This window comes from Microbacterium sp. CCNWLW41 (genome assembly GCF_037083505.1).
The window spans coordinates 425,410-446,382 of sequence record NZ_JBAOJP010000004.1 but is presented as its reverse complement, the minus strand read 5'-3'; the positions used below and the strand labels follow the sequence as shown (position 1 = coordinate 446,382).

The following is a 20,973-nucleotide window of genomic DNA, read 5'->3' as shown; positions in this document are numbered from 1 at the left end:
CGACCATACCCGGAACCCCGAAGGGATTCATCTTCCGCGGACGAGGCGTCGCCCGAGCGGGTCAGGCGACGCCGACGCCGAAGAGGAGGCCCAGCGCGTAGGTGACGGCCGCGGCCCCGAAACCGATGGCGAGCTGCCGGAGAGCGCGGCGGAGCGGAGGTCCTCCGGAGAGGATCCCGACCATCGCCCCGGTGCCGAGCAGCGCCACGCCGACCAGGACCAGCGCCGTCACGACGGCGGCGATGCCGTCCATGCCGAACAGCCACGGCAGGACAGGGATGATCGCGCCGGAGGCGAAGAGCAGGAAGCTCGACACCGCGGCGCCCCAGTCGCTGCCGACCACCTCGTGGTCCGCAGCGCGGGTGCCGACCGGCCCCGTCGTGGCCTGGCGGGCGCCGATCTTCGCGGCCTCGACGACGCGGTGCGCCTTCGCCAGCGCCTCGGCGGGCGCCACGCCGCGGGCGCGGTAGACGAGCGCCAGCTCGTTCTCGTCGATGTCGAGATCGCCGGCGGCGGCCGCCGCGTCGTCGTTCGCCTCGGTGGCGGCGAGGAGCTCCCGCTGGGACCGCACGGAGACGAACTCCCCCGCTCCCATCGACAGTGCCCCGGCGAGCAGCCCGGCGATCCCGCTGAACAGCACGAACCCGCCGCTGACCCCGGTCGCGCCGATCCCCATCACCAGGGCGAGGTTGCTGACCAGACCGTCGTTGGCGCCGAAGACGGCGGCGCGGAAGGAGCCGGACAGGCGACGGCGCCCTCGGGCGGCGAGACCGCGCACCACCTCGTAGTGGACCTTCTCATCCGCACGCATGGCCGGCGTCGCGAACTCCTCGGCGTCGTACGGAGACCGTGCTTCGGCGTTCTGCGCGAGGGCGAGCACGAAGATGGAGCCGAACCGACCCGCCATCCAGCCGAGGATCCGAGAGCGCAGACCGGCGCGCGGCAGGCGCGAGGGCTCTTCCCCGAGCAGGTCGAGCCAGTGCTGCTCGTGGCGCCGTTCCGCATCGGCGAGCGAGAGCAGGATCTGCTTCTCCTCTCCGTCCCGCCGGGACGCCAGGCGCTGGTACACCCGCCCTTCCGCACGCTCCTCGACGAGGTAGCGCGCCCAGCGCCGACGGTCGGCGGAGGTCGGTTCGAGCTGAGTGGTCATGCGAGGCCTCCGGGGATAAGGACGACCGTTCCACGCTACTGAGGAAGGAAGACCGGAACCGCGTCAGGACGCGGATTGACAGCATTTCGGGTCTCCTCATCCGCGGCTCCCGGGCATGCCGCCCGCCGGGACGACGCCCGCGGCCGCGCGGCTCAGGAGCGCACGCGACGACGGAGCACGTCGATGCGCGCCTGCAGCTGTGCGACGGTCGCCTGGGGCACCGCGGGGCCGCCGCAGATCCGACGCAGCTCCGCGTGGACGGCTCCGTGCGGTTCACCGCTCTGGCGTGCGTAGAGGCCGACGAGGCTGTTCAGCAGCTGCCGCTGCTCGCGGAGGGTGCGGTGCAGCGGCGCGGGCAGGGTCGTGGTCTGCTCCGGCCCCGCCTGCGCCTCGCGCGTCTCGCGCAGCCGGGACTGCCGGGCCTGGCGCTGCATGAGGAGCTCGTGGACGTGCTCGGGTTCGAGGAGGCCCGGGATCCCGATGAACTCCTCCTCCTCGGGCGTTCCCGGCTCAGCCAGCTGCCCGAACTCCTTGCCCTCGAAGACCACGCGGTCGAAGTGCGCGAGCGAGGAGATCGCCTGGTAGCTGAACTCCTGGGTCAGGGCGTCGGACGCCTCCTCCTCGCGGTTGGCGGCGTCGATCAGGGAGTCGTCGAGGCCGTCGTCGTCCTTCGTCTTCCGGTCCAGCGCGTGGTCGCGCTGGCGCTCCATCTCGTTGGCCAGCTTCATCAGGACAGGGACGTTCGGCAGGAACACGCTGGCGGCCTCGCCGCGCCGGCGCGCACGGACGAAGCGCCCGATCGCCTGGGCGAAGAACAGCGGCGTGGACGAGGACGTCGCGTACACGCCGACCGCGAGCCGGGGCACGTCCACCCCCTCGGACACCATGCGCACCGCCACCATCCACCGGCTCGTGCCCTGGCTGAACTGCTCGATGCGCTGCGAGGCCTCGGCCTCGTCGGAGAGCACGACCGTGGGCCGTTCCCCGGTCAGCTCCCGCAGGATGCGCGCGTACGCCCTGGCGACGGTCTGATCCGTGGCGATCACCAGGCCCCCGGCGTCGGGGACGTGGTGGCGGATCTCGGTGAGCCGGCGATCCGCGGCCGACAGCACCGCCGGCATCCACTCGCCCTCCGGGTCGAGGGCGGTGCGCCAGGCCTGCGAGGTGACGTCCTTGGTGTTGTCCTGGCCGAGGTGCGCCTCGAGCTCGTCGCCGGCGCTGGTGCGCCAGCGCATCTTCCCCGCGTACATGTGGAACAGCACCGGGCGCACGACGCCGTCGGCGAGGGCACGCCCGTACCCGTAGCGGTAGTCCGTGCTCGACACCCGGGACCCGGACTCGTCGGGGAGATAGTCGACGAACGGGATCGGCGCGGTGTCGCTGCGGAACGGCGTCCCCGACAGCAGCAGCCGTCGTCGTGCCGGGGTGTACGCGTCCCGGATCGCGTCGCCCCAGCTCAGCGCGTCGCCGCCGTGATGGACCTCGTCGAGGATCACCAGGGTCCGTGCGTCCTCGGTCAGATGACGGTGGACGGAGGACTTCGCCGCGACCTGGGCGTACGTGACGACCACGCCGTGGTACTCGCGGGACGGCGCCCAATGGGTGTTCCGGAACCGGGGGTCGAGGCGGATGTGCACCCGCGCCGCGGCGTCGGCCCACTGGGTCTTCAGGTGCTCGGTCGGCGCGACGACGATGACACGGTTGACCTCGTTCGTGCGCAGCAGCTCCACCGCGAGCGTGAGCGCGAACGTCGTCTTTCCTGCGCCGGGCGTGGCCGCCACCAGGAAGTCGCGCTTGTCCGCCCGGAAGTACTCCTCCAGCGCCTCCCGCTGCCAGGCGCGCAGCTTGTCGGCGGTCCCCCAGGGCGCGCGCTGAGGGAAGGACGGAGAGAGCATGGGATTCCACGATAGACGAGCCCGGGGACATCCACGCACCAGCCGCGGCGCCCCGCTAGGCTCGTTCCCGCGGCCGGTGATCCCGGTGCCGATATCCCCCTGGAGGCAGCGCATGAGCGTGCAGGAACCGCCCCGAACCCCGTTCGTCGAGAACGAGACGCCTCACCCGTGGCGTCGATTCGTCGCCGTCGGAGACTCGTTCACCGAGGGGATCGGCGACCCCGACCCCTCCGTCCCCGGTGGTCACCGGGGATGGGCGGACCGCGTCGCCGAGGTGCTCTCGTCGCAGGTCGACGACTTCGCCTACGCGAACCTCGCGGTGCGCGGCAAGCTCATCGCGCAGATCAGCGACGAGCAGGTCGAGCCCGCGATCGCGCTGAGCCCCGACCTCATCTCCGTCTGCGCGGGCGGGAACGACGTGATCCGTCCCCGGACGGATCCGGACGAGATCGCCGCCCAGCTCGACGATGTCGTGACCCGGCTGTCGCGCACCGGCGCCGCCGTGATCCTGTTCACCGGGATCGACACCGACTTCACCCCGGTGTTCCGCCCCTTCCGCGGGAAGGTCGCGATCTATAACGAGAACGTGCGCGCGATCGCTGACCGCCACGACTGCATCGTCGCCGACCAGTGGGGACTCAAGGCGATCCAGGACACGCGGTTCTTCGCCGACGACCGCCTGCATCTGAACGCCCTGGGGCACCACGAGGTGGCCCGCATGGTGCTGCGCGCGCTGAACGTCTCCAACGACCTCCAGGCCATGCAGCCCGACCCGCTCCCGGTGCGCACCTGGCGCGAGGCCCGGGCGGGCGATCTGGTCTGGGCACGGGAGCACCTCGTTCCCTGGGTCCTCCGGCGACTGCGGCATCAGTCCTCCGGCGACGACATCGAGGCGAAGCGTCCCGCGCCGGCCCCGGTGGCCTCCCCCGTCAGCCCGGACTGATCCCGTCGCCCTGCTGCGGCGCAGGCGGGTGCCCGAGCGCCCACAGGACGACGGCGGCCGTCGAGGCGATGTTCAGCGAATCGACGCCGCCCGACATCGGGATCGTGACGACCGCGTCCGCAGCGGCGAGCGCGGATCGGGACAGCCCGTCGCCCTCCGTGCCGAAGGCGAGCGCGACGCGGGGCGGACGGGTGGCGGCGTACACGTCCAGCGGCACGGCGGTCTCGTCGAGGGCGAGGGCAGCGAGCCCCATGCCGATGCCGTCGAGCCCGCACCGCAGCTCCTCCCAGGAGTCGAAGCGCGTCCACGGCACCTGGAACACCGTCCCCATGCTGACGCGGACGCTCCGCCGGTAGAGCGGGTCCCCGCATCGCGGCGAGACGAGCACCGCGTCCGCTCCGAGACCCGCGGCGGCCCGGAAGGCCGCCCCGACGTTCGTGTGATCCCGCACGTCCTCCAGGACGAGCACGGTGCGCGCCGTCGCCAGCACCGCGTCGAGCGGCGGCAGGGCGGGTCGGTGCATCGAGGCCAGCGCGCCGCGATGCACCGCGTAGCCCGTGACCCCCTCGGCCACCTCGTCGGGGACGAGGTAGACCGGCGTCCGCCCATCGGTTCCGAGCAGCGCCTCGATGCCGGGGAGCCATCGCCGCTGGGTGAGGATCGCACGCGGCCGGTGGCCGGCGCCGATCGCCCGGGCGATCACCTTCTCGGACTCGGCGATGTACAGGCCGCCTGCGGGCTCGCTCCGCTGCCGCAGGGCGACGTCCGTCAGCCCCCGGAAGTCGTCCAGCCGGGGATCGGCGGGGTCGTCGACCGACACGAGATTCATGCTCCCACTGTGCCATCGAACTGTGCCACGGAATCCTGTGCCTTCGCCGATCTCCGCTCCGTAGCCTCCCCGTAGACTCGAGGGCGGGAGGATCCGTGACCACGATGACGGCGCCGCAGAGCGCGCAGCTGCGCGACGCGGCCGACGTCCTCCGGGGCCGTCGACTCGCCTTCCTCACCGGGGCCGGGATCTCCACGGAATCGGGCATCCCCGCCTATCGCGGGGTCGACGCCCCGCCGCGGCGCGCGCCGATGACCCTGCAGGACTTCCTCGGCTCCGACGCGGCACGCCGCCGGTACTGGGTCGGCGGACACCTCGGCTGGCGCTCCTTCCGCGCCGTCTCGCCGAACGCCGGCCATCGCGCGATCGCCGAGCTGGAACGGCTCGGCCTGTCCGGGGGCGTCGTCACACAGAACGTCGACGGGCTTCATCTGCAGGCCGGCTCCGCCCGGGTGGTGGAGCTGCACGGCACCATGCGCGGTGTCGTCTGCCTGAACTGCGGTCAGCACCTTGCCCGCGACGCCGTGGCCGCGCAGATCGACGAGCGCAACCCCTGGCTCTCCGTGCCGGAGAACGTCGTCCTGAACCCGGACGGAGACGTCTCGCCGCGCACGACCGAGGGGTTCGTCCTCCCGACGTGCACCGTCTGCGACGGCATACTGAAGCCGGACGTCGTCTTCTTCGGCGAGTTCGTGCCGCGCGAGCGCTTCCGGACCGCCGAGTCCCTGCTCGCCTCCTGCGAGGCGCTCGTGGTCGCCGGCTCCTCGCTCGTCGTCAACTCCGGGATCCGGATCATCGAGCGCGCCCGACGCCGGGCCCTCCCCCTCGTCATCGTCAACCTCGAAGCCACCCGTGCCGACGCCTGGGCCGACGCGACCGTCGTCGCCCGGACCGGCGAGGCCCTGCCCGCCCTCCAGGAGCTGCTCACGTGACCCTGCTGACCCTCATCCGCCACGGCCAGACCGACTGGAACCTGGCACGTCGGATCCAAGGATCCACCGACATCCCCCTGAACGAGACGGGACGCGCCCAGGCCGCCGACGCGGCGGCGATGCTGCGGGGTGAACGGTTCGACCACGTGTACGCGAGCCCGCTCGTGCGCGCCCACGAGACGGCGGCCATCATCGCGGAGCACCTGGCGCTGCCGGCACCGCTCACGACCCGCGGGATGCGGGAGCGCGAGTTCGGCGACGGCGAAGGACTCCTCGTCGCGGACTTCCTCGAGAAGTACGGATCCTGGCACGGCGAGGTCCCCGGCGCGGAGACGCTGGAGCAGGTCACCGAACGCGCGCTGCGCTCGCTGGAACGGATCGCCCGCGCGGCGCGCCAGCGCTCCGCCCCGCGCGCCGAGTCCGTCCTCGTCGCCACGCACGGAGGGGTCATCCGGGCGTTGCTCCTGCACGCCTCCGGCGGCACCCTCCCGAGGGACGGGGAGCTGCTCGGCAACGCCTCGGTCCACCGGTTCGTCGCCGAGCGCGGCGGCATCCGCCTGCTCACCGAGGTGGGCGTCTCCGCACCTCTCTGATCGGGCGGTCCGTTCCGCTCAGATGCTCAGATCCGGGCGAGCACGGACCGGGCGTGACGCAGCACCGGTTCGTCGACCATCCGCCCCTGGAACCGGAAGACGCCGCGCTGATCCGCAGCCTCCGCGAGCACCGCCCGCGCCCATGCAATCGTCTCCTCGTCGGGCCGGTATGCCGCCCGGATCACCGGCACCTGGCGTGGATGGATGCACGCGGTGGCCCGGAAGCCCGAGGCCGCCGCGTCCTCGGCCTCGCGGGCCAGCCCCTCATCGTCCCCGATGTCCAGGTGGACGGCGTCGATCGCCGCCGCCCCGTGCGCGCCGGCCGCCAGGAGCACACGGGAACGCGCTTCACGGGCGACGTCGCGATAGCGTCCGTCCGCCCTGCGGCTCGAGGTGCCGCCGAGCGAGGCGACGAGGTCCTCCGCGCCCCACATCAACGCGGCGACGCGCGGATGGGACGCGAGCTCGGCCGCGCGGACGACGCCTCGCGCGGTCTCGCAGAGCGCGATGAGATCCCGGTCGCCGAGCGCGTCCAGGGCCGCCGGATCCTCCGCCTTCGCGACCATCACCGTGCGCACGGGCGTGTCCGCGAGCATCGCGATGTCCTCGGCGAAGTCCGCCGTTCCGGGCGCGTTGACGCGCACGACCACGCGATCCGCCGTCTGCACCGCGGACGCGATGTTCCGCCGTGCCTGCGCCTTGGCCTCGGGCAGCACCGCGTCCTCGAGATCGAGGATGACGGCATCCGCCTTCTCCCGCGCGCCGGCGAACCGCTCCGGGCGATCCGCCGGGCAGAACAGCAGGGCGGGCCCCAGGTCGAGCGTCTTCATCGCTCCTCCGCTCCGGCGCAACGCACGAGGACGGTGCGCGACGCCGTCGCCACGACGACCCCGTCCTGGTTCCGGCCGGTGTGCGCGATCGTGCAGATCCCCTGGCCCGGCCGCGACGCGGAGAGGCGTTTGTCCGTCACCACGCTCTCCGTGTAGAGCGTGTCCCCCGCGAACAGCGGGTGCGGGAAGGCGATCTCCCTCAGCCCGAGCTGGGCCACCAACGTCCCCTGCGTCAGCTGGGCGACCGAGGCCCCGACCATCGTTGAGAGCGTCCACATCGAGTTCATCAGCCGCTGACCGAACGGCTCCTGCGCGGCCGCGAACGCGGCGTCCAGGTGCAGGGCCTGCGTGTTCATCGTGAGCGTCGTGAACAGGACGTTGTCGGCTTCCGTCGCGGTCCGTCCCGGCCGGTGCAGGTAGCGCGCGCCCACGACGAACTCCTCGAAGTACAGCCCGCGCTGGACGATGTCCTGCGTCTCGGAACCCGTCTCCTCGGTCATGTCCGTCACGCTACCCGGCCAGCCCCAGCGCCCGGGCGATCACGAGCAGCTGCACCTCGGTCGTCCCCTCGCCGATCTCGAGGATCTTCGAATCGCGGTAGTGCCGGGCGACGGGATACTCGTTCATGAACCCGTTCCCCCCGAAGATCTGGGTCGCATCGCGGGCGTTGTCCATCGCGGCCTCGCCGGCGACGAGCTTCGCGATCGCGGACTGCTCCGCGAACGGTCGTCCCGCGTCTCGGAGCCGGGCGGCGTGATGCCACGCCAGCCGCGCCGTGTGCACGCGGGCGCGCATCCGCGCCAGCGTGAACTGGGCGTTCTGACGCGTGCTCAGCGAGGAGCCGAAGACAGTCCGGCTCTTGGCGTAGTCCACGGCCGCCTCCAGGCAGCCCTCGGCCGCTCCCGTCGCCAGGGCGGCGATCGCGATCCGGCCCTCGTCGAGGATGCTGAGGAAGTTCGCGAAGCCGCGACCGCGCTCCCCGAGCAGGTTCGAGGCGGGCACTCGCACGGCGTCGAAGGTCAGCGGGTGGGTGTCGGAGGCGTTCCAGCCGACCTTGTCGTACGCGGGCTGCACCGTGAAGCCCGGCGTGCCGTTGGGAACGATGATCGTGGAGATCTCCTTGCGGACCCGGCCGTCCGCCTCGCTCTGCCCGGTGACCGCCGTCACGGTCACGAATCGGGTGATCGGGGTGCCCGAGTTCGTGATGAACTGCTTGGTGCCGTCGATCACCCACTCGTCGCCGTCGAGTCGCGCGGTCGTCCGGGTCGCCCCGGCATCGCTGCCGGCCTCCGGCTCGGTCAGCCCGAATCCCGCCAGGGCCTTCCCCGCCAGCAGGTCCGGCAGGTGCTCCTCCTGCTGCGCGGCCGAGCCGAACCGGTACACGGGCATCGCCCCGAGGCTGACGCCCGCCTCCAGAGTGATGGCGATGGACTGATCCACGCGCCCGAGCGCTTCTATGGCCAGGCACAGCGCGAAGTAGTCGCCGCCCTGACCGCCGACGTCCTCGGGGAACGGCAGTCCGAACAGCCCCATCTCCCCCATCTGGGAGACCACGTCCATCGGCAGCTCATGCGCGCGGTCGGCCTCGTAGGACCGCGGGGCCACCACGGTCTCGGCGAACTCCCGCACCATGCCCGCGAGCTCACGCTCCTCCTCGCTCATCTCGAGCGCCATCGTCTCCGACAGTCCCTCACCGGTCATCGTCGTCCTCCTCGTGGGATGCGGTCTGCTCGATGCGCGCGACGATCTGATCGCGACGCACCTGGTCTCCGACGGACACCGACACGCGGACGATGCCGTCCTGGGGCGCGAGGACGGGGTGTTCCATCTTCATCGCCTCGATCGAGAGGATCCGGTCGCCGGCGGCGACCGCCGATCCGTCCGGTGCGTGCACGGCCACCACCGCGCCCGGCATGGGCGCCCGCATCTCCGGCGCCCTGGCAGCGACGTCGCCGCGGCGCTCCGCCCGTCGGCGCTCCGACGCCGCTCGTCGGCCGATGGGGGTGAGAGCGGTGGCCACGCCGTCCACGTGCACCCAGACCGTGCCGTCTTCGGCGCGTGCGGTCGGCACCGTGGCGAGCTCGTCGTCCTCGTCCGGGGCGACCTCGGCGGTCAGGAGCGCGTCGCCCCAGAGGAAACGCATCTCGCGGGGCACCGGGTCCGCTCCCAGGCGCCATCCTCTCCGCGTCGTCCATGGCGGCGCCGCGTGCGTCGATCCCGCCTCTCGCTCCGGCACCGCCCCCGCGGTGCGTGCAGCGGCCCGCAGCGCCGCGGACGACGGCGCCGGGTCGGCGAACGGCGGGAGCCGATCGATGAGGCCGGTGTCGAGGTCGCCGCGGCGCACCTCGTCCTGAGCGAGCAGCGTGCGCAGGAACGCGAGGTTCGATTCGACGCCGAGGAGCACGGTCCGCGCCAGGGTGGCGTCCAGGCGGCGCAGCGCCTCGTCCCGGTCCGGTCCGGTCGCGATCACCTTGGCGATCATCGGGTCGTAGTCGGCGGAGACCACGCTGCCGGTCTCCACGGCGGAGTCCGTCCGCGCGCCGGGCGCTTCCGCCCACGCCAGCACCTCGCCGGTGGCGGGCAGGAAGCCGCGCGCGGGAGCCTCCGCGTAGACGCGCGCCTCGATGGCGTGGCCGTCGAGACGCACCTCCTCCTGCGCGATCCGCAGCGGCTCCCCCGCTGCGATCCGCAGCTGCTGCTCGACGAGGTCGATCCCGGTGACGAGCTCGGTCACCGGATGCTCGACCTGGAGCCTGGTGTTCATCTCGATGAAGAAGAACTCGTCCGGCCGTTCCGCGGAGACGAGGAACTCGACGGTGCCCGCCCCGCGGTAGTCGACGGACGCGGCGGTCGCGATCGCCGCCGCGCCCAGCCGCTCCCGCGTTCCCGGGTCGACGACCGGGGACGGCGCCTCCTCCACGACTTTCTGGTGCCGCCGCTGGAGGGTGCACTCGCGCTCGCCCAGGTGGATCGTGCGGCCGTGCGCGTCGGACAGGATCTGCACCTCGATGTGTCGCGGCCGATCGATGAGCCGTTCCAGCAGGAGGGTGTCGTCCCCGAAGCTCGCCCGCGCGACGCGGCGCGCCGTCGCGAGGGCCTCAGCCAGCTCCGCGGGGTTCCGGACCACCTGCATGCCCTTCCCGCCGCCGCCGGCCGAGGGCTTGACGAGCAGCGGGTAGCCCGCGGCGTCGGCGGCGGCGGCCACTTCCTCGTCCGACATGCCCGCGGCGCTGAAGCCGGGCACGATCGGTACCCCGTGCGCGGCGACGTGCGCCCGGGCGCGGATCTTGTCCGCCATGACCTCGAGCGCCTGTGTCCCGGGCCCCACGAGGACCAGACCGGCTGCCGCGCACGCCTCGGCGAAGGCGGGGTTCTCGGACAGGAAGCCGTATCCGGGGTGCACGGCCTGGGCGCCCGTGGCCAGCGCGGCGGCGATCACCGCGTCGATGTCCAGATACGACTCCGCGGCGGGCGGTGGCCCGATCCGCACGGACTCGTCCGCCTCTCGGACGTGCGCCGCCGACGCGTCGGCGTCGGAATGGACCGCGACGCTGCGGATCCCGAGGCGGCGCAGGGTCCGGATGACGCGGCGGGCGATCTCGCCGCGGTTGGCCACGAGCACCGTGTCGAACACGGGCGCGACGCCCTCGGAGCGCGATGGGGCTGAAGCGGTCATGGCATCACATCCGGAAGAGGCCGAAACGGGTCTCGGGCAGTGGGGCACGGGAGACGACGTCGAGCGCGATGCCGAGGAGATCGCGCGTCTGCTCGGGGTCCACGACGCCGTCGTCCCAGAGCCGGGCGGTGGCGTAGTAGGGCTCGCCCTGTGCGTCGTAGCGCGCACGGATCGGCGCCTCGAACGCCTCGCGCTCCTCGGGGGTCCACGCCTCTCCGCGCGCGACGAGCTGATCCTCCTTGACCGTCGCGAGCACGGAGGCGGCCTGCGGCCCGCCCATCACGGAGATGCGGCTGGCCGGCCACGTCCAGAGGAACCGCGGCGAGTACGCCCGGCCGCACATGGAGTAGTTGCCCGCGCCGAACGAGCCGCCGATCACGACGGTGAGCTTGGGCACCCGGGTCGTGGCGACGGCCGTCACCATCTTCGCTCCGTCCTTGGCGATGCCGCCCGCCTCCGCGTCCCGGCCCACCATGAACCCGGTGATGTTCTGCAGGAACAGCAGCGGGATCCCTCGCTGATCGCACAGCTCGATGAAGTGCGCGCCCTTGAGCGCCGACTCGGAGAAGAGCACGCCGTTGTTCGCGACGATCCCCACCGGGTGACCGTGCAGACGGGCGAACCCGGTGACGAGGGTCGTGCCGTAGTCCGGCTTGAACTCCGTGAACGACCCCGCGTCGACGAGCCGGACGATCACCTCGTGCACGTCGTAGGGCTCGTTCACGTCCACCGGGACGACGTCGTACAGCGACGAGGACTCGGCGGGGTCCACCGACGGCAGGACCTCCCACGCGGGGCTGCGCGGCGGCGGAAGGGTGGCGACGATGTCGCGGACGATCTCCAGCGCGTGCTCGTCGTCCTCGGCCAGATGATCGACGACGCCCGAGGTCCGCGCATGAAGCTCGCCGCCGCCGAGCTCCTCGGCGGTGACGACCTCCCCGATGGCGGCCTTCACCAGGGGCGGCCCACCCAGGAAGATCGTCCCCTGGTTCCGGACGATCACCGTCTCGTCGCTCATGGCCGGGACGTACGCGCCTCCGGCCGTGCACGAGCCCAGCACCGCGGCGATCTGCGGCACGCCCTCCGCGGACATCCGGGCCTGGTTGTAGAAGATGCGCCCGAAGTGGTCGCGATCGGGGAAGACCTCGTCCTGCATCGGCAGGAACGCGCCGCCCGAGTCCACCAGCGCGATGCACGGCAGACGGTTCTCCGCGGCGATCTCCTGGGCGCGCAGGTGCTTCTTCACGGTGAGCGGGAAGTACGTGCCGCCCTTGACCGTGGCGTCGTTGCAGATGACCATCACGGCCCGGCCGTGCACGAGGCCGATCCCGGCGATCAGCCCGGCACCGGGTGCCTCGCCGTCGTACATGCCTTCGGCGGCCAGCGGAGCCACCTCCAGGAACGGGCTGCCCTCGTCCAGCAGGCGTCGCACGCGTTCCCGCGGAAGGAGCTTGCCCCGGGCGACGTGACGCTCTCTGGCGTGCTCGGGACCGCCGTCGGCGGCGCGGGCGATGCGCTCTCGAAGGGACGCCGCCAGCGTGCGCTGCGTGATCGTGTCCGTCATCGGCTCGTCCGTCCGCTCGCCATCGTGTCGTCCTCCTCGACCCCACGACCCTCGCCCCCGCGCGGACACGACGCGTGCGTGGTGCCGGAGCGGGAAACCGGTTAGTGTTCATTAACCAACGGATCCAGGTTAGCGAGGATTAACTGACATGACAAGGACCCCGCCCGTCTCGACGCAGGAGTCGTCGACGGCCCGCGACCGGGCCAAGCAGAGCCGGCGCGCCGCTCTGCTCCGGGCGGCCTCGGAGCAGTTCGCCCGGAGCGGCTATGCCGGCGTCAGCCTGGAGGACATCGGGTCGGCCGCGGGAGTGAGCGGCCCCGCCGTCTACCGTCACTTCGCCGGAAAGCAGGCGCTGCTCGGCGCCGTGCTGGTCGAGGTCAGCGAGGACCTGGTCACGGGCGGCCGCGCCGTCGCATCCTCCGGCGACACGCCCGCGGAGCGCATGGACGCCCTGATCCGCTTCCACGTCGACTTCGCCCTGAGCCATCCCGACGTCATCCGTGTCCAGGACCGTGACGTCACCCACCTCGGCGACGAGGATCTCCGCCGCGTCCGCCGCCTCCAGCGCGCGTACATCGACCTGTGGCAGGAGACGCTCGCCGCGCTGCTCGACGCGGGCGCGGACCAGCTGCGGCTGCGGGTGCAGGCCTGCTTCGGGCTCATCAACTCGACTCCGCACAGCACCCGCGCCGCCGAGCGCGCCTCCGCGGAGACCGCGCACGTCCTCCGCGCGATGGCGACGGCCGCGCTGCTGGCGCCGTCCCGGTGAGAGCGGTCGGACACGGCGACGGAGGCAGCCGGGAGTAGGCTGGAGTCCCATCCCGCCCTCTGAGGAGCCCGCTGTGACCACCGCCCCCGTCGCCGTCGGGCGCTGGGACACCGGTCGGATGTGGCTGATCTGGTCGGTCGGCGTCACCGCCTATCTGCTGTCGGTGACGAACCGCACCTCGCTGTCCGCGGTCGGCGTGGACGCCGCACAGATCTTCCAAGCGGACGCTTCCACGCTCTCGCTCTTCGCCGTCCTCCAGCTCGCCGTCTACGGTCTCATGCAGGTGCCGGTGGGCATCCTTCTGGACCGCTATGGCTCTCGCCCCGTCATGGTGGCGGGAATGGTGCTCATGGCGGCCGGGCAGCTCGTCATGGCGTTCGCGCCGAACGTCGGCATCGCCATCGTGGCGCGGATGCTCCTGGGGGCCGGCGACGCGGCGATCTTCCCCGGAGTGCTGCGTGTGGTCGCGACCTGGTTCCCGGCCCAGCGGGGCCCGCTGATGGCACAGCTCACCGGGATCGTCGGCCAGTTCGGGCAGCTCCTGGCCCTCGTCCCCATGGCGGCCCTGCTGCACGCCACGAGCTGGTCGGTCGCGTTCGGCAGCCTCGCCGGGATCGGCGTCCTGTTCGCGGTCCTCGTGTTCGCGGTCATCCGCAACCGTCCCCCGGAGTTCGCCGCGGACGTGTCGGTGAACACCGACACCGGGGCGATCCGCGTCGTGACCTCTCGCGCCGACCTGCGCGTGTCGCTGCGGGCCGCCTGGTCCCACCCGGGAACCCGGCTCGGGTTCTGGACGCATTTCACCACCCCGTTCGCCGGCACGGCCTTCATGATGCTCTGGGGGATCCCGTTCCTCACCGCAGGGCAGGGGCTGAGCACCGCCGGGGCCTCGCTCGTCACCACCGTCTACGTCGTGTGCGGCGTCCTGTTCGGCCCCCTCATCGGCGCGCTCTCGGCGCGGCGTCCCGCGAGCCGCTCGCTCGGTCTCGTCCTGCCGACCGTCGCGGTCCAGCTCGCCGCCTGGGTGGCGGTGATCGCATGGCCGGGCCCCGCGCCGATCTGGCTGCTCGTCGTCCTCGCCGTCGCGCTCGCCTCGGGCGGCCCGGCGTCGATGGTCGCCTTCGACCACGCGCGCACGCACAACCCGCAGCACCGGCTCAGCACCGCGACGGGGATCGTCAACGGCGGAGGCTTCCTCGCCGCGCTCGTGGCGATCTTCCTCATCGGGCTGGCGCTGGACCTCCAGGGCGCGGGCACTCCCGGAAGCTACTCGCTCGACGCGTTCCGATGGGCTTTCTTCACCCAGGTCCCGCTGTGGCTCATCGGGAGCGCGTTCATCCTCCGCGAACGTCGTCTCACCCGACGCGTCCTGGGTCTTTCCCGGCGCTGAGTGCGGCGACGGAGCCTGGCCCGCCGACTCGCGACGGGCCGGGCTCCGATCACGCCAGCAGCATCGCCCGCGCGGGATTCTCCAGCAGATCCGCCACCGTCTTGAGGAACTGCGCTCCCTCGGCGCCGTCGACGACGCGATGGTCGAACGACAGGCTCAGCGTCATGACCTGACGGAGCGCCACCTCGCCGCGGTGCTCCCACGGCAGTCGGCGCACGGCGCCGCAGGCGAGGATCCCCGTCTGCCCGGGCGGCAGGATCGGCGTCCCCGCGTCCACGCCGAACACGCCGATGTTCGTGAGGGAGAACGTGCCTCCGAGCAGGTCCGCCGGCGGGGTCTTCCCGCTGCGTGCCGTCGCCGTGAGCGCGCTGAGCGCCTGGGCGAGGTCGGGGAGAGACAGCCGTTCCGCGTCGCGGATCACCGGCACGATGAGCCCGCGATCCGTGGCGGCGGCGATGCCCAGGTCGACGAAGTGGTGCTCCACGATCTCGCCGGCATCCTGGTCCCAGGAGGAGTTCAGGCCCGGGAACCGGGACAGTGCCAGGCACGCGGCCTTCGCCACCACGGCCAGCGGACCGATCCGCACTCCGTCGAGGGACCGGTCCTCGCGCAGCGCCGCAATGAACTCCATCGTCGCGGTGACGTCGACGGTGTGGAAGGTCGTGACGTGCGGGGCGGTGAACGCGCTCGCCACCATCGCCTCCGCCGTGCGCTTGCGCACCCCGCGGATCGGCGTCCGGGTGACGCGCGCCGCGGCGTCGTCGTCCCCGCCCGCGCGGAGCTCGGAGACCTTCCCCTCGCGGGCGGACATCTCCTCCTCACGCATGGACACCGTGCCGAGGTACTCGTCCACGTCCGCGCGCGTGATCACCCGGTCCCCCATCGTCGCGGCGAGAAGGGCGAGGTCCACTCCCTGCGCCTTCGCGTACGCGCGCACGGGCGGCGTCGATCGCGGCCGTTCGACCGTCGTGTGCGACGGCGCCTCGGAGACCACCGCGTCGTGGGGCGCCGCCTCCAGCACCGTCGTGTCCGCCGTCCGGGCGGCCGTGACCGGGCGTCGGGCGCGGCGCGCCGGTCTCCCCGCCGCCGCAGGGGCGGCGCCGTAGCCGACGAGGTTGGGCTGCGCCGTCTCCCCGGCGTCCTGTTCGGCCCCCGGGCCCTGGCCGTCCGCCTCCTCCGATCCGGACGAACCGGCCGTCTCCGACGCGGGGCTCACGGCGTCCGCCGGCGGGGCGGCGTCCTCCTCCTCGCCGGGCAGGCGGAAGGCGATGAGCGGCGCTCCGACGGCGACCGTGTCCCCCGCCGCCGCGTGCAGCGCCGTGACCGTGCCCTCGTACGGCGACGGCAGTTCCACCACCGCCTTCGCGGTCTCCACCTCGGCGAGCGTCTGGTTGAGGGTGACCGAGTCGCCCTCGGCGACCAGCCACTGGACGACCTCGGCCTCCGTCAGCCCCTCGCCGAGATCGGGAAGACGGAACTCCTGGGTCATCGCTCTGCTCCTGTCACCGGGCGCGCATCGTCCTTGCGGCCGAGTCCCGCTCCCGGCTCGAGCGCGTCGTCGCCCAGGACGCGGTCGACGGCGTCGAGAATGCGGTCGAGGTCCGGGAGGTGGTGCTTCTCCAGCTTGGCGGGCGGGTACGGGATGTCGTGACCCGTCACCCGCAGCGGCGGCGCCTCCAGCCAGGTGAAGCACTTCTCCGTGATGCTCGCGATCACCTCGGCGGCCACCCCCGCCTCCCTGGAGGCCTCGTGGGCGACGACGACCCGGCCGGTCCGGCGCACCGACGCGCAGACGGTGTCGTAGTCCACCGGAGACAGCGAGCGAAGATCGATCACCTCGAGCGAGCGTCCCTCGTCCTCGGCCGCCTCCGCGGCGGCCAGGGCCGTGCCGACCATGGCCCCGTAGGTGATCACGGTCGCATCCGCGCCGGGGCGCACGACACGCGCGAGCCCCATCGGCGCGGCGTCGGCGAGCGGGGTCTCCTCGTCGACCTCGCCCTTGGCGTGGTACAGCCGCTTGGGCTCGAAGAAGATCACGGGATCGTCGCTCGCGATCGCCTGACGCAGACACACGTACGCGTCCTGCGGGTTCGACACCGCCACGACCCGGAGCCCTGCCGTGTGCACGAAGTAGGCCTCCGGAGACTCGGAGTGGTGCTCGGCCGCGCCGATGCCGCCGCCCCACGGGATGCGGATCGTGATCGGCATCGGCACCCGCCCCTGGGTGCGGTAGTGCAGCTTCGCCACCTGGGAGACGATCTGGTCGAACGCGGGATAGACGAACCCATCGAACTGGATCTCCACGACCGGGCGGTAGCCGCGCATGGCCAGCCCCACGGCCGTCCCGACGATACCGGACTCGGCCAGCGGGGTATCGATCACCCGTCGGGCGCCGAACTCCGCGAGCAGGCCGTCCGTGATCCGGAAGACGCCGCCGAGCTTTCCGATGTCCTCTCCGAGCAGCACCACCTTCTCGTCGTCCTGGAGGGAACGGCGCAGCGCAGCGCCGAGGGCCTTGCCCATCGTGAGGGTCGTCATGTCAGACCCCTTCGAACGAGGCGAGGTAGTCGGCATACGCGGCGCGCTGCTCCGAGAGGCCCGTGTGCGGGGTCGCGTACACGTTGTCGAACACGGCCAGCGCCGGGCGCGTGGTCATGGCGAGACACGTGGCGCGAAGGGTGCGCGCCGCCTCGTCCGCCGCCGACGCGATCTCCGCCGCCTGGGCGTCGTCGAGCACGCCCTCCGCGCGGAGCAGTCGTTCGAGCCGAAGCAGCGGATCGCGTCCGCGCCAGGCCTCGAGCTCCGCCGGGTCCCGGTAGCGCGTCGGGTCGTCCGCCGTCGTGTGCGGTCCGAGCCGGTAGGTGACCGCCTCGATGAAGGCAGGGCCCTTGCCGGACCGTGCATGCTCGGTCGCCCAGCGCATGGCCGCCACGCAGGCGAGGACGTCATTGCCGTCCACGCGGAGGCTGGGGATCCCGAATCCCGGCGCGCGTCCCGCGATGGGGAACTGCGACTGCACAGCCACGGGCTCGGAGATCGCCCAGTGGTTGTTCTGGCACACGAAGACGACGGGGAGTCGGTACGACGACGCGAAGACCATGGCCTCGTTGACGTCGCCCTGGCTGGTCGCGCCGTCGCCGAAGTACGTCACCGCGACCTGGTCCGACTCGTCCGCGCGGATGCCCATCGCGTAGCCGACCGCGTGCAGCGTCTGCGCGCCGATGATGATCTGCAGCGGCGCCATGTGCATGACGGCGGGATCGTAGGACGCGCCCTCCTCGCCGCGCCAGGCGCGCGTGTAGTCGCCGGGGTCCGCTCCCCGGACGTACATCACGCCCGTCTCCCGGTAACTGGGGAACACCACGTCGTCCTCGCGGAGCGCCCGCGCGGTTCCGACCTGCGCGGCCTCCTGGCCCTGGCACGGCGCCCACAGCCCGAGCTGGCCCTGGCGCTGCAGCGCGATCCCCTCGCTGTCGATGCGGCGCACCACGCTCATGTCGCGGAAGAGGGCGAGCAGGTCCGTGGGACTCACGTCCTGGACGAAGGGATCGAGGAGCGGATTGGCCCGGCGGGTGCCGTCCGGGGCGATGAGCTGCTCGGTGAGCGCGAGATCCGTCTCCGTGTCGGCGATCGGGGTGATGCTGGGTGACATCGTCGTCCTCCTTGTCGGAGCCGCCTTCGTGGGGCGACGTTCCGTGGGCTTCCTTGCCGTTGCCTTGAGGCTACGTCCGCTCAGCATCTGGCTCAAGCATTGGAACAGCTTTTGAGCATGTTGCCAAGACAGACGTCACGCGAGCCTGCTACGGTTTGGCACTATGCCCGCCTCGGAACGTCCCGCCGCCCTGGACCGCATCGACCTCGACCTGCTCGACGCGCTCGCCGCAGAGCCGCGGATCACGGTGGTCGCCCTCGCGGAACGGCTCGGTCTCTCGCGGAACACGATCCAGGCTCGCATGACCAGGCTCGAGCAGACGGGGGTGTTCCTGCCGTACGAGCGCGCCTACTCCCCCGCCGTCCTGGGCTTCCCGCTGCAGGCGTTCGTCAGCATCGGCGTGCGTCAGACGGAGCTGCCGCGCATCATCACCGAGCTGTCCCGCGTGCCCGAGGTCGTCCAGGCGCATGGGCTCAGCGGTTCGGTCGACATCCTCGCGCGCGTCGCGTGCCGCGACGCGCGCCACCTCTTCGACACGGACGCCCGGATCCTCTCGATCGACGGCGTGGAGAGGACCGAGACCTCTCTCGCGATGGGCGAGATCATCCCGTTCCGCGTCGCCGGCCTCATCGGGATGGCGCGCCGAGAGGCCTGAGGAAGCGCTCGATCGCGCCGGCGGCCTCCGCGGGCGTCTCGTAGTGGATCAAGTGGCCGACGTGCGCGATCTCGACGAGCTGCGCGTCGGGGAACAGGCGGACGAGCCGCCGCTCCGCCTCGATCGGGGTGATGTCGTCGCGCTGCGCCGCGACGAGGAGGACGGGGACGCCGATCGACGCCGCGTACTCCCTGACGTCGTGCGAGACGCTCGCCACGAACGCGTCCTTCAGGACATCGCGATCCGCGAACCGGGAGAAGTACGTGTCGTGCTGGTCGTGCACGAAGCGCCGCAGGGAAGGGTCCTTCGTCTTCGCCATCGCCATGCTCATCACCCGGACGATCAGCGGATTGCGCAGGAGCGCCGTCCCCAGAGCACGCGGCAGCCGCGCTCCCAGCGCGTAATACAGGATCGCCAGCCGGGTCATGACGCCCTTCGGGCCCTCCAGCGCCGGCGCCCCGATGGGGTTCACCAGGATCAGGCGCGGCGTCGCGAGGCCCCCGGCCACGGCCGCCGCGGCGACGATGGATCCGAACGAGTGCCCGAGGATCACCGCGCCGGGCGCCACCTCGGCCGCGAACGCACGCAGCCACGAGGCGTAGGCCTCGATGTCGTGCGTCCTGCCGGGGAGTGGCGGCGTCTCCCCGAAGCCGGGCAGATCCGGCATGATCACTCGCATGCCGGGCAGATACGCCACCACGGGCTCGAGGCCGTGGTGCTCCCCGCGGAAGCCGTGCACGGCGATGAGGGCGGGGGCGTCGCCCGAGACCGTGTCGTCCCCGTAGACCCAGTACGTCGTCCGTCCCCCGGCGATCTCGACCTCGCGCCGCTCCACGGGGATGCGCTGCAGTCGGTCGGCGTACGGGGAGGCGACGGTCACCCCTCGAGTCTACGGGCGCGTCTCGTACGGCGATGTCGGCGCCGCGTCCTACCGTGGGTGCCATGACCACGGATCGTGCGCTGCCCGCCTGGATCGATCGCGTCGGGGTGTTCGATCTGGAGACCACCGGCGTCGACGTCGCCGGAGACCGGGTGGTCACGGCCTACATCGGGGTGCTCGACCGAGAGGGACGCGAGCTCGCGTCGAGAAGCTGGCTGGCCGATCCTGGCGTGCCGATCCCGGAGGGCGCATCCGCGATCCACGGGATCACGACCGATCACGCACGCCGCCACGGCGCGGCTGCCGCCGTGGTCGTGGCGGAGGTGACCAGAGCGCTCCGTGCCCTCCTCGGCCAGGGCGTGCCGATCGTCGCGTACAACGCCTCCTACGACTTCTCGCTTCTCGCGCACGAGGCCCGCCGACACGCCGTGGAGCCGTTGGACGCCCCCTCGCCGGTCATCGATCCACTGGTGATCGACAAGGCCTACGACCGGTACCGGCCGGGAAAGCGCACCCTCGAAGTCGTCGCCGCGCACTACGAGGTCGTGCTGGACGCCGCGCACGAGGCATCGGCGGACGCCATCGCGGCCGGACGCGTGGCACAGGCCCTGGCCCGCCGCTTCACGCTCCCGGACACCGCCGCGGAACTGCACACGCGCCAGATCGGATGGGCCCGCGCCCAGGCCGAGAGCCTCACGGAGTACTTCATCCGCATCGGCCGCCTGGAGCCCGAACAGACGCTCGACGGCGCTTGGCCGGTCCGCTGAGGATCCTCCGCACGGCGGATGCCGCGCCGACGAGCCGTGGCTAGCCTGTGATCATGGATGCGGTCATCGACGCGGTGTTCGGGTGGGGCACGATCGCGCTCGTGCTGGCCCTGCCGATCGCGCTCATCGTGACCGGAGTCGCACACGCGGCGTCGCGAAGGCCCATCGAGGAGCGCTACCGCGGCGCGGGCGGCGGCCTCGTCGGCGTGTTCGACAGCGTCTGGTCCCCCAGCGCGCACGAGGCCGGGATGGAGCGCGATCGCGAGACCCGGCGATCGATCCCCGCCCCTACACCCGATCCGGACTGGGTCATGCGCCGGGGAGCCGACGGAACCCCGACCCGCATCCGGATCGACGTTGCCCCCGATCGCTGACCGCGGCGCGTGCGGCACGGCTCCGCTGACCCGACGAAGCGCGAACGTGGCAGGTCCGTGGACCTAGACTCGCC

Annotated in this window: 20 protein-coding genes; 8 read left to right on the top strand and 12 right to left on the bottom strand. The window is 72.2% G+C overall.

Going from position 1 to position 20,973, the window contains the following annotated elements; all coding sequences use genetic code 11:
• Positions 1-61 precede the first annotated feature (61 nt).
• Both V6R91_RS17310 and V6R91_RS17305 read right to left on the bottom strand, forming a co-directional pair.
• On the bottom strand, positions 62-1,150 hold the full coding sequence (locus V6R91_RS17310) for a VIT1/CCC1 transporter family protein (RefSeq protein WP_336396224.1): 1,089 nt from the start codon (positions 1,148-1,150) through the stop codon (positions 62-64).
• Between the two features lie 152 nt (positions 1,151-1,302).
• Positions 1,303-3,045 carry a DEAD/DEAH box helicase gene (locus tag V6R91_RS17305; protein WP_336396223.1) on the bottom strand — a complete coding sequence of 581 codons (1,743 nt, stop codon included), beginning with the start codon at positions 3,043-3,045 and terminating at the stop codon, positions 1,303-1,305.
• Positions 3,046-3,157: 112 nt separating this feature from the next.
• Here V6R91_RS17305 and V6R91_RS17300 point away from each other — a divergent pair, with 112 nt between their 5' ends.
• The gene (locus V6R91_RS17300; protein ID WP_219086802.1) at positions 3,158-3,988 is read left to right on the top strand and encodes an SGNH/GDSL hydrolase family protein; all 831 of its coding nucleotides are present in this window, start codon (positions 3,158-3,160) and stop codon (positions 3,986-3,988) included.
• Here V6R91_RS17300 and V6R91_RS17295 read toward each other — a convergent pair.
• Positions 3,975-4,817, bottom strand: a complete 843-nt coding sequence (locus tag V6R91_RS17295; protein ID WP_336396222.1) for a TrmH family RNA methyltransferase — start codon at positions 4,815-4,817, stop codon at positions 3,975-3,977. The two genes, V6R91_RS17300 and V6R91_RS17295, sit on opposite strands and share 14 nt — an antisense overlap.
• A 104-nt stretch (positions 4,818-4,921) precedes the next feature.
• Between V6R91_RS17295 and V6R91_RS17290 the strand changes: the two genes are divergently transcribed.
• Positions 4,922-5,749, top strand: a complete 828-nt coding sequence (locus V6R91_RS17290; protein ID WP_271062762.1) for a Sir2 family NAD-dependent protein deacetylase — start codon at positions 4,922-4,924, stop codon at positions 5,747-5,749.
• On the top strand, positions 5,746-6,342 hold the full coding sequence (locus V6R91_RS17285) for a histidine phosphatase family protein (protein WP_336396221.1): 597 nt from the start codon (positions 5,746-5,748) through the stop codon (positions 6,340-6,342). Before V6R91_RS17290 ends, V6R91_RS17285 begins: the two co-directional genes overlap by 4 nt.
• 26 nt (positions 6,343-6,368) lie before the next feature.
• Here V6R91_RS17285 and V6R91_RS17280 read toward each other — a convergent pair whose 3' ends face one another.
• The 5 genes from V6R91_RS17280 to V6R91_RS17260 are packed head-to-tail and all read right to left on the bottom strand — an operon-like array spanning position 6,369 to position 12,412.
• Entirely contained in the window at positions 6,369-7,172 is an 804-nt protein-coding gene (locus tag V6R91_RS17280) for an HpcH/HpaI aldolase/citrate lyase family protein (RefSeq protein ID WP_336396220.1), read from the bottom strand.
• A complete protein-coding gene (locus V6R91_RS17275) occupies positions 7,169-7,672 on the bottom strand; it encodes a MaoC family dehydratase (RefSeq protein ID WP_336396219.1) in 504 nt (167 codons plus the stop codon). The genes V6R91_RS17280 and V6R91_RS17275 overlap by 4 nt, the downstream gene beginning before the upstream one ends.
• A gap of 10 nt (positions 7,673-7,682) precedes the next feature.
• Complete coding sequence (locus V6R91_RS17270) at positions 7,683-8,873, bottom strand: acyl-CoA dehydrogenase family protein (protein WP_372449968.1); 1,191 nt, start codon at positions 8,871-8,873, stop codon at positions 7,683-7,685.
• Positions 8,863-10,848 carry an acetyl/propionyl/methylcrotonyl-CoA carboxylase subunit alpha gene (locus V6R91_RS17265; protein ID WP_336396218.1) on the bottom strand — a complete coding sequence of 662 codons (1,986 nt, stop codon included), beginning with the start codon at positions 10,846-10,848 and terminating at the stop codon, positions 8,863-8,865. Before V6R91_RS17265 ends, V6R91_RS17270 begins: the two co-directional genes overlap by 11 nt.
• Before the next feature lie 4 nt (positions 10,849-10,852).
• On the bottom strand, positions 10,853-12,412 hold the full coding sequence (locus V6R91_RS17260; protein WP_336396217.1) for a carboxyl transferase domain-containing protein: 1,560 nt from the start codon (positions 12,410-12,412) through the stop codon (positions 10,853-10,855).
• 148 nt (positions 12,413-12,560) lie between these two features.
• On the opposite strand from V6R91_RS17260, the gene V6R91_RS17255 reads away from it, so the two are divergent.
• Entirely contained in the window at positions 12,561-13,181 is a 621-nt protein-coding gene (locus V6R91_RS17255) for a TetR/AcrR family transcriptional regulator (RefSeq protein WP_271063037.1), read from the top strand.
• Between the two features lie 118 nt (positions 13,182-13,299).
• Positions 13,300-14,571 (top strand): MFS transporter, encoded by a 1,272-nt coding sequence (locus V6R91_RS17250; RefSeq protein WP_336396371.1) that lies wholly within the window; start codon positions 13,300-13,302, stop codon positions 14,569-14,571.
• Between the two features lie 49 nt (positions 14,572-14,620).
• On the opposite strand, the gene V6R91_RS17245 is transcribed toward V6R91_RS17250, so the two are convergent.
• From V6R91_RS17245 to pdhA, 3 genes are read right to left on the bottom strand one after another with little or no spacing between them, the layout of a single operon-like run.
• Entirely contained in the window at positions 14,621-16,060 is a 1,440-nt protein-coding gene (locus V6R91_RS17245; protein WP_336396216.1) for a dihydrolipoamide acetyltransferase family protein, read from the bottom strand.
• A complete protein-coding gene (locus tag V6R91_RS17240; protein WP_271061278.1) occupies positions 16,057-17,109 on the bottom strand; it encodes an alpha-ketoacid dehydrogenase subunit beta in 1,053 nt (350 codons plus the stop codon). The genes V6R91_RS17245 and V6R91_RS17240 overlap by 4 nt, the downstream gene beginning before the upstream one ends.
• A 1-nt stretch (position 17,110) precedes the next feature.
• Positions 17,111-18,223: a pyruvate dehydrogenase (acetyl-transferring) E1 component subunit alpha gene (gene pdhA / locus V6R91_RS17235; RefSeq protein WP_336396215.1), complete on the bottom strand. Its 1,113-nt coding sequence runs from the start codon at positions 18,221-18,223 to the stop codon at positions 17,111-17,113.
• Between the two features lie 163 nt (positions 18,224-18,386).
• Here pdhA and V6R91_RS17230 point away from each other — a divergent pair, with 163 nt between their 5' ends.
• Positions 18,387-18,878, top strand: a complete 492-nt coding sequence (locus V6R91_RS17230; protein ID WP_067246307.1) for an Lrp/AsnC family transcriptional regulator — start codon at positions 18,387-18,389, stop codon at positions 18,876-18,878.
• Here V6R91_RS17230 and V6R91_RS17225 read toward each other — a convergent pair.
• A complete protein-coding gene (locus V6R91_RS17225; protein WP_271061281.1) occupies positions 18,850-19,758 on the bottom strand; it encodes an alpha/beta fold hydrolase in 909 nt (302 codons plus the stop codon). The genes V6R91_RS17230 and V6R91_RS17225 overlap by 29 nt on opposite strands.
• Before the next feature lie 62 nt (positions 19,759-19,820).
• Here V6R91_RS17225 and V6R91_RS17220 point away from each other — a divergent pair, with 62 nt between their 5' ends.
• Together V6R91_RS17220 and V6R91_RS17215 are read left to right on the top strand one after the other, a co-directional pair.
• Positions 19,821-20,525: an exonuclease domain-containing protein gene (locus V6R91_RS17220; RefSeq protein ID WP_336396214.1), complete on the top strand. Its 705-nt coding sequence runs from the start codon at positions 19,821-19,823 to the stop codon at positions 20,523-20,525.
• 53 nt (positions 20,526-20,578) lie between these two features.
• Positions 20,579-20,899 (top strand): hypothetical protein, encoded by a 321-nt coding sequence (locus V6R91_RS17215; RefSeq protein ID WP_271061283.1) that lies wholly within the window; start codon positions 20,579-20,581, stop codon positions 20,897-20,899.
• Positions 20,900-20,973: the final 74 nt, after the last annotated feature.